Here is an 8,455-nt window from a genome sequence, read left to right on the forward strand (position 1 = left end):
GGGGTCGCGCCCGCCGGCACGTGGACGTGGATGTCGTTCTTCTCGAAGATCGAAGGATCGATGCCGAGCTGCGAGGCGCGGCTCTTCACCAGCGTCAGCGCCGCCTGCGCGCTCTCGCGCATGACTTCGCCGAGCTGGCCGGTGAGGATCAGCGTGCCGCGGCCCGGCGTGCGAGAGGCCTCGATGAACAGGATGTCGCCGCCGACCTGGGTCCAGGCGAGGCCGGTGGCGACGCCGGGGATGCTGGTGCGCATCGCGATCTCGTTCTCGAAGCGCGGCTGGCCGAGCAGCGTCGCGACGTCCTTTGGCGCGATGGTGACTTGGCTGGCGCTGCCCTCGGCGACCTGCACCGCGACGTTGCGCAGCACCTTGCCGATCTCGCGCTCGAGGTTGCGCACGCCGGCCTCGCGGGTGTAGCTGCGGATGACGAGCCGCAGCGCATCCGGCTCGATCGCGACCTGCTCGGCCCTGAGGCCGTTGGCCTCGAGCTGGCGGCGCACCAGATAGCGTCGCGCGATCTCGAGCTTCTCCTCCTCGGTGTAGCCGGCGAGGCTGATCAGCTCCATGCGGTCGAGCAGCGGCCCCGGCACGCCGTCGAGCATGTTGGCGGTGGCGATGAACACGACGCGCGACAGGTCGAAGGGAACACCGAGATAATTGTCGCGGAAGGTGCCGTTCTGCTCGGGGTCGAGCACTTCGAGCATCGCCGCCGACGGATCGCCTTGGATGCCGCGGCCCATCTTGTCGATCTCGTCCAGCATCATCACGCAGTTGCGCGCGCCGGCCTTCTTGATCGCCTGGACGATGTTGCCGGGCAGCGCGCCGATATAGGTGCGGCGGTGGCCGCGGATCTCCGCCTCGTCATGCACGCCGCCGAGGCTGACGCGGACGAACGGCCGCGCCATCGCGCGCGCGATCGACTGGCCGAGCGAGGTCTTGCCGACGCCGGGCGGGCCGAGGAAGCAGAGGATCGGCGCCTTGCCGCCGGGCGCCAGCTTGCGCACGGCGAGATATTCGATGATGCGGCTCTTGATCTTCTCGAGGCCGTAATGATCCTCGTCGAGGATCTTGCGTGCCTCGGCGATGTCGATCGGCTTCTCCTCGGGCAGCGCCCAGGGCAGGTCGATCAGCCAGTCGAGATAGCTGCGCACCATGCCGGACTCGGCGGCGGCTTCCGGCATCCGCTCGTAGCGGCGCAGCTCCTTCTGGGCCTGGCTCTCGGCCTCCGGCGGCATGCCGGCCGCGGCTATCGCCTTCGTCAGCTCCGCGACCTCGGCGGCCTTGCCGTCGCCTTCGCCGAGCTGGCGCTGGATGGTCGCCATCTGCTCGCGCAGGATCGCCTCGCGCTGCCGCTCGTCGAACGCGGCCTTGGTCTTCTGCCCGATCTCCTGGCTCAGCCGCAGCACCTCGATGCGCTCGGCGAGATGGCGCGAGACCTTGTCCATCCGCGCGACGAGGTCGATGGTCTCGAGGATGTCCTGCTTGTCCTGCGGCTTGATGTCCATGTAGGAAGTCGCAAGGTCCGCCAGCGCCGCCGGCGATGTGGTGCCTTGCAGCGCGGCGATCAATTCGGGCGGCACCTGCGGCAGCAGCTGCGCGGCCTCCAGCGCCTGGCGCTGCAAATTGAGGAAACGGGCCTCGATCTCGGGCGAGGCCGTGGTCGGCTCGGGAATTTGCAGCACGCGGGCGGCGAGGAACGGCGTGCCCGGCAGATAGTCCTGCACGCGCATCCGCTGCACGCCCTGGCAGACCAGATGATGGGTCTCGTCGGCGCCGGTGATGTAGCGCACGATGTTGGCGACGGTACCGACACGGTAGAGATCGTCGGGGCCGGGATCGTTCACTTCCGCGTCGCGCTGCAACAGGATGCCGATCTGGCGCTGCTCGCGCACCGCCTGCTGGGCCGCGGCGATCGACTTCGCCCGCCCGATCGTGATCGGGACGATGACGTTCGGGAACAGCACGGTGTTGCGGGCGGGGACGATGATCAGCGCATCGCTCGGGATCGGCGCGGATGTCGTCGCCGCGGTGGAAACGTCGGAAGCCATGGCGAACTCCTCAGCTCGACTTGCCGAGGCGCAGGCCGACACAGCCATGCGCGGCGAAGCGGTTGATTGTGTAGCGGCCGGTCGGCAGCTGAATGCGGCGCTCGAACCGGCCCTGCGGCAGCTCGAGGCGCAGGATGCGGGCATTGCGCAGCTCGGGCGGCAAAGCACGGCGGCCGCTGATGACGAGCGTCGCGCCGTCGAGCGCGGTCTGGACGTCGGCGGGGTCGACCCCCGGCAGCGCGATGAAGATCAGGATCTCGTCATCGGTCTCGATGACGTCCATCGGCGGTTCCCAGCTCGGCTCGCGGCTCTCGGTGAGCGGGTGCAGATTGAGGAAGCGCTGATGCATGCGCTCGGCGCGGGCGAGCGTCTCGATCGCATCCGACAGCATCCAGTTGACGGGGTCCTTGGGCCGCATGGGCGCCTCTCCATGTCGCGTTGGGAGGTGAGGTTACCGGTCTTGCCGCCGACCGTAAACCGGTCCGGACCGGTCGTTGCGAGGGCTAAATCGCCACAATGTGCCGATTGCAGCAGGCTCGGGCGGCGCCGGCGCAAGGCTTTTATGCCGCGGCTATGCAGCTGGTTCCAGCGCCATCTCGAATTCCTACGTCCGTCTCCGCATCTTTCCGCTTGACGCCGTGCGCCCATGCGCGCCGGCGGAAGGAGAGTGGGACATGACCATGCTCTATTCACACGATGTCCGGATGCCTGCCGCAGCCAGTCGCATGACGCTGCGGCGGAATTGGAAGCGGATTCGTGCCATGTTCCGGACCATTCACCGCGCGATCGCCGCCGCGAAGATCCACCGCCTGCGTAACGAGCTGCTGCTGCATCGCGGCCATGAGGACTGGGCGCGGATGAACCTCAATGTCGGCCTGCTCGGCGGCGATGCCGAGAAGTATCCGCGCCCGCCGGCCGTGCTCGGCGAGAAGTGGGACTACTGAAATGCGTGCTTTGCTGCGTCGCGCCGGCGAGGCGCTGTTCAAAAACGCTGGCTTGCATCGGCGAGGAGCCGATCAGCCTCTACGGGCCCGAGGCGCATTACATGCGCGGCCCCGGGGCCGGCCTGGCGGGCTAAGCACCGGGGCGATCAGGTCGGCTCGCTGCGCCGCGTCAGGTGATCCAGCAGGTTCATCGGCAGCGGAAACACCACGGTCGATGAACGCTCGCCGGCGATGTCGTGCAGCGCCGCGAAGTAACGCAGCTGCATCGCCTGCGGCTCGCCGGCGAGGATACGTCCGGCCTCGACCAGTTTCTCGGCGGCCTGCTGCTCGCCCATCGCGTTGATCACCTTGGCGCGCCGCAGCCGTTCGGCCTCGGCTTGCTTGGCGATCGCCCGCACCATGGTCTCGTTGATATCGACGTCCTTGATCTCGATCCCGGTGACCTTGATGCCCCAGACGTCGGTCTGCTTGTCGAGGATCTCCTGAATATCGGCATTCAGCCGGTCGCGCTCGGCGAGCATCTCGTCGAGCTCGTGCTTGCCGAGCACCGAGCGCAGCGTGGTCTGTGCCAGCTGGCTGGTCGCGGCCATGTAGTCGTTGACCTTGATGATGGCGCGTTCGGGATCGACGATGCGGAAATAGAGCACGGCATTGACCTTGACCGAGACGTTGTCGCGCGAGATCACGTCCTGCGGCGGCACCACCTGCACCACCACCCGCAGGTCGACCTTCACCAGCTGCTGCACCACCGGAATCAGCAGGAATAGCCCCGGACCCTTGACGCCGGTGAAGCGGCCCAGTGTGAAGACGACGCCGCGCTCATATTCACGCAGCACGCGGATCGCCTGCGACAGGAACATCACGACCAATAGCGCGATCGCCGCATAGGTTAAGTAATCGAGCATCATGCTTGACCTCCCTCGCCGGTGGCGGCCGGCGCGCGCCGCACCACCAGCGTCAAATCGATGATGTTGGCGACTTCGACCGTCTCGCCGGATCTGAACGTCTCGGTGCCGCGCGCCTGCCAGCGCTCGCCATTGGTGAAGACGTGACCTGAGGTGCCGGACCAGTCGAGCACCTCGGCCGGCAGGCCCTGCATGGCTTGCGCGCCGACCTGGGCGGGCCCCTTGGCGGCGCGCCGCAGCGCGCCGAGCACGGCAACCAGGAAGGCGGCGAACAGCGCCGTGGTGATGCCGATCACCCACCATGACAGCGTGTAGCCCGGCGCCTCGCCGCGGAACAGCATCAGCGCGCCCAGCACGAACGAGATGAGCCCACCGGCGCCGATCACAACCGTCGGGTTGACGGCCTCGACGGCGAGCAGCGCGATGCCGACCAGCATCAGCGCGAAGCCGGCGTAGTTGACCGGCAGCATGTTGAGCGCATAGAGCCCGAGCAGCAGGCAGATCGTGCCGACGACGCCGGGGCCGATCAGGCCCGGCGACATGAATTCGAAGATCAGCCCGTAGATGCCGATCATCAGCAGGATGAATGCGACATTGGGATCGGTGATGACGGCAAGCAGGCGCGAGATCCAGTCCGGTTCGATCGCCTCGAGCGTCGCATCCCTTGTCGACAGGTGTACCGTCTTGCCGCCGACCTCGACCGTGCGGCCGTCGACCTGTTTCAACAGGTCGGCCGGATCGCGCGCCACCAGCTCGATGGCTCCGGCCTGCAGTGCGGCGTTGGCGGAGAGGGTGGAGGCCTCCCGCACCGCCTTCTCGGCCCAATCGGCATTGCGGCCGCGCAGCTCGGCGAGGCTGCGGATGAAGGCGACGGCGTCGTTGGTCGCCTTCGCCATCATGGCGTCCTTCGGCTGCTGACCCTCGCCGTCCTTCTTGTCCTTGCCGTCCTTTTCGCCGCCGGGCAGGCCCGGCAGCCCGCCGATCTGCACCGGCGTCGCGGCGCCGATATTGGTGCCCGGCGCCATCGCCGCGATATGCGTCGCATAGAGGATGTAGGTCCCGGCACTCGCCGCATGGGCGCCGGAGGGGGCGACATAGCCGATCACGGGAATGGGCGAGGCCAGCACGTCGGCGATGATCTCGCGCATGCTGGTGTTGAGACCGCCGGGCGTATTGAGGCGCAACACCACGACCCCGGCGCGCCGTTCGGCGGCCTTGGCGAGCGCGCCCTTGACATAGGCGGCCGACGCCGGCCCGATCGCGCCGTCGATCGAAATGGTCAAAGCGAGGCGGCTGTTCTCCTCCGCGGCAGCGGAACGGATCGAGAGAAGCAGCGCGGTGACCGCCGTCACCGCAACGAGGGCAGCCCTTAAGGTCTGCACGGCAAGCACTCCCTTGCCGAGCATATGGGGCGCCGGTGCGGAACCTCAATATGGCCGCACTGTCACGGCGATGCGCGCGTTGGCCATTGTGCGTTGCAATGGATCGCGTTCGGGACGGCGCTGATACGGTCGCACCGAATATTACTGCGCGGCCGCGAGATACTCATCGGCCCATCCGGAGATCGCGTCCGCGACCTCGGCCGAAGCATAGGTGTCGATCTCGCCGCGATCATCGAACGGAGTCGGAAGATCGGGGATGAATCCCGACAGCCGTTGGGTCGAATGCGCCAGCGGTATCATCGTCGGTTCAAGCCGCGCGGCGGGTTGGGGGACTTGCGGGCTGGCCGCCGATGTCGAGCTCGATCTCGCGGGAGAGCTCGATGATCATTTCGGGGTGCTGGCCGTTCTCGAACAGCGCGTATTTGACGGCTTGGGCGCGGTTGACGAACAGGCCGCCAAACAGGCCGTTCTGTTGCTGGGCGACCCACTGGCCGCGGTGGTTGCGGCCGATGAAGACGATGGAAGATGCGGAGCTGCATGAGGGAGGTTCGACGAGTTTCACGTTGGTGTGTCCTTGCAGTGATAGTCACGTGATCAATGTCCGCCTGGCTGGATATGAAATCGAGCGCGACCGGCGGCAGAATTCATAGGAGCCGCATAGGATTTCGGAATCGGCGTCAGGAGTGCTGGACGATGCCGGTGGCCAGCGCGCACAGCGCGGCATAGGCGGTCATCTCGTCCCAATGATTGAGCTGGGCGGCAAATGGCGCCTCGCGTTTAGCGAGACCGACGAAGGCGCAGATCAGCGCCGACATCCACAGCAGCGCGACCAGGCCCTTGCCGAAGCCGACGCCGGCGAACATCGCAAAGCCGATCATGATGGCCAGGCGGAAGCCGAACCGGACCAGCACTTGCACCGACCGCAAGCCCTGCGGAAGATCCTTCGCTGCCATGGCGATGTCGTCGGTTTAGCCGATATTGTCGACGAACAGCGGCTCATGGAAGGCGCTGGCGTCGCGGCGCACTGCGGGGACGCTGGTTCGCGTCTCGGGTGCGGCGATCCGCTGCGCCTCGATGAAGGCGGCGAGGATTGCGAGTGCGAGGTCGGCATGATGGGTTTCGATCGACTGGTCGAGCCAGTCCGGCAACTCGCGTGAACGCGACAATGCGCAGTGCCATTCGCCTTCGTCATAGACGAGGCGGCGGACCTGCCATTGCGGCAGCTCGAGATCGATCAGCGCCAGCGCCGCATCGGTCCAGGCGCCCGATCGGATCAGGCGCTCGACATGGACGGCTTTGCCGCTCTGCCCGATCGACGGGAAGCGCCGGCAGGTCTGGTCGATGATGTCGGCCATGAACTCGGCGGTGACCGCATAGGCGTCGCGCAGCCGGTCGCTCAGGTCGGTGGAGGTGTGTTCTGCATACAGTGACATGGCATCATCTCGTCCCGCGCGGCCGAACGCAGGTGGCCGCACGCCGAAAAATGGCCGGACGGCTGTTTGAAAACGAGATGAGGCAGGGTGCGGAGATATAGGGATTCCATAAAGGTCCGCGGCGGCGATTCCGGCGAAAGCCGGGGCCGATCCGCGGGGCTCGTCGTCCGGTCTGACAACTACAGGATCAGATCATGCGGCGCATGGTCCGCAACCAGCTTGAAATAGCTGCCTGAATGATCGACGGCGGGCGCATCCGGCATCGCCGGCAGCGCGAGAGCCGCCGCGGTGCCTTCGTGCGGAGCAGACCACGCCGGGCCCAGATCCAGCGGCGCGGCTAGCGTCGTTGGAGCGGGCGCTGGCACGGCTGAGCTGGATGTCTGCTCCGTGAAGAGGAAGGTGTCCGCGGGCGTTACGGGAGCTTCGCTTGTCGGGGCTGCGGCCAGCGTCGCCAGAGACGTGGAGGCCAGCACGACCGCGCCCGACGTGCCGCCCTCAAGATCGACCTGAAGGGTCGTCGCGGCCGAATCGCCGTCCTTGTCGAAGGCCGAGACGTCGAACAGAAGATCGGTGCTCGGGATGGTGGTTTCCTTGTTGTAGGTAATGTCGTTGACGGTGAAGGTGGCGTTGCCGGCGGCCTCGTGATCGTAATCGACCTGGATCTGATTGAACTCGTGTCCGACATAGAGCGTGTAGGTATGGGTTACGCTGTCGAAGGTATGGGTATCGATCAGCGACGCATCGGAGGTTTCCAACACCACGACGTTGGCGACGCCGCCCGACGGCTTCGGAACGTCGATATTGAAGCTGTGGACGTTGCTGCTGCCGTCGAGGACGTTGAAAACGACGTTCGCGGTGCCGTTGCCCTGCCACTGGGTCAGGATGAAGCTGACATGCGATTGCTCCTTCACGAATGAGAGGTTCAATCGCTCGTCGGAATCCATTTGCAGTCCGGTATCGCCGACCGCGATGCCATTGCTGGACGCCTTGACGTCGATCGGATTGTCACTGTTGTCGGAGCCGGTGATGACGAGTTGCTGGTCCGGCGAGGTGAGTGACGGCGTGCCGCTGCCGGAGGCGCCGAAATCGGAACCGGAGACGGTGACCTGCTTCAGGACCTCGACGCTTACGAGATCGAACGAATAGGTTCCGTCCGGATTGATCGTGAGCGTGAAGTAGGGATCGGTCAGCGTTCCATTCAAGTTGCTGAAATAGGCGTTCAGCTCGACACCGGCGCTGACCGCATGGGTCGAATAATAAAAGGTGTAATCGGCGTCATTTCCGGTGACGTGCACCGACGTGATGCCGCCGCCGAGGTCGGACGTGGCCAGATTGAACCCGGTGCTGCCGACGGCGCCGTTGTGGATGGCGAGCAGCATCGCGGCGGCGCCATCGGCTCCGAAATTGACATCGTAGGCGCCGTCGGCGGTCTGATTGTTTTCGGTGGGGAGGGCGACGTGATCGAACCCTCCGATCGTCGGGCCATCGTCGGTGATGGTCAGCTGCTTGCCGAGGTCGATGCTGGCAGTCTGGAAGTCGCCGTCCTTGTCCGTGATCTTTGCAACCAGATTGACGATGCCAGATGTCAGCGACTTGCCTTCGCCGCTGTCCGGATCGGTGCCGAGCGCTTGCTTCACCGCGCGATACTCGGTGAAGGTCACCAGCCCGCTCACGGGATTCACCGCGATGGTGAAGGCCAGCGTGCCGGTGGTGGTGCCGACATGGCCCTCGATGGTGTTGCCG

10 protein-coding genes are annotated in these 8,455 nt (G+C 66.0%); 1 reads left to right on the forward strand and 9 read right to left on the reverse strand.

Annotation, left to right across the window (positions count from 1 at the left end; genetic code table 11):
* Positions 1 to 2,048, reverse strand: a 2,048-nt coding sequence (gene lon / locus J6500_RS31205; protein WP_225716540.1) for an endopeptidase La, incomplete at its 3' end; no start/stop codon positions are given.
* Positions 2,049 to 2,058: 10 nt separating this feature from the next.
* On the reverse strand, positions 2,059 to 2,466 hold the full coding sequence (locus J6500_RS31210; RefSeq protein WP_225716541.1) for an Hsp20/alpha crystallin family protein: 408 nt from the start codon (positions 2,464 to 2,466) through the stop codon (positions 2,059 to 2,061).
* Between the two features lie 343 nt (positions 2,467 to 2,809).
* Here J6500_RS31210 and J6500_RS31215 point away from each other — a divergent pair, with 343 nt between their 5' ends.
* Positions 2,810 to 2,992, forward strand: a complete 183-nt coding sequence (locus tag J6500_RS31215) for a hypothetical protein (RefSeq protein ID WP_225716542.1) — start codon at positions 2,810 to 2,812, stop codon at positions 2,990 to 2,992.
* A 146-nt stretch (positions 2,993 to 3,138) separates the two neighbouring features.
* On the opposite strand, the gene J6500_RS31220 is transcribed toward J6500_RS31215, so the two are convergent.
* The 7 genes from J6500_RS31220 to J6500_RS31250 all read right to left on the reverse strand — a co-directional run.
* Complete coding sequence (locus J6500_RS31220; protein WP_225716543.1) at positions 3,139 to 3,900, reverse strand: slipin family protein; 762 nt, start codon at positions 3,898 to 3,900, stop codon at positions 3,139 to 3,141.
* The gene (locus J6500_RS31225) at positions 3,897 to 5,279 is read right to left on the reverse strand and encodes an NfeD family protein (RefSeq protein ID WP_225716549.1); all 1,383 of its coding nucleotides are present in this window, start codon (positions 5,277 to 5,279) and stop codon (positions 3,897 to 3,899) included. Before J6500_RS31225 ends, J6500_RS31220 begins: the two co-directional genes overlap by 4 nt.
* Positions 5,280 to 5,420: 141 nt before the next feature.
* Entirely contained in the window at positions 5,421 to 5,579 is a 159-nt protein-coding gene (locus J6500_RS31230) for a hypothetical protein (protein ID WP_225716544.1), read from the reverse strand.
* Between the two features lie 7 nt (positions 5,580 to 5,586).
* A complete protein-coding gene (locus J6500_RS31235) occupies positions 5,587 to 5,841 on the reverse strand; it encodes a hypothetical protein (protein WP_225716545.1) in 255 nt (84 codons plus the stop codon).
* A gap of 115 nt (positions 5,842 to 5,956) precedes the next feature.
* The gene (locus tag J6500_RS31240) at positions 5,957 to 6,232 is read right to left on the reverse strand and encodes a hypothetical protein (protein ID WP_225716546.1); all 276 of its coding nucleotides are present in this window, start codon (positions 6,230 to 6,232) and stop codon (positions 5,957 to 5,959) included.
* 15 nt (positions 6,233 to 6,247) lie between these two features.
* Entirely contained in the window at positions 6,248 to 6,712 is a 465-nt protein-coding gene (locus J6500_RS31245; RefSeq protein WP_225716547.1) for a hypothetical protein, read from the reverse strand.
* Between the two features lie 179 nt (positions 6,713 to 6,891).
* The coding region (locus J6500_RS31250; RefSeq protein ID WP_225716548.1) for a DUF5801 repeats-in-toxin domain-containing protein at positions 6,892 to 8,455 on the reverse strand (1,564 nt) is incomplete at its 5' end.

Source organism: Bradyrhizobium semiaridum (assembly GCF_020329505.1).
In the GTDB taxonomy this organism is placed as follows: Bacteria; Pseudomonadota; Alphaproteobacteria; order Rhizobiales; family Xanthobacteraceae; genus Bradyrhizobium; species Bradyrhizobium semiaridum.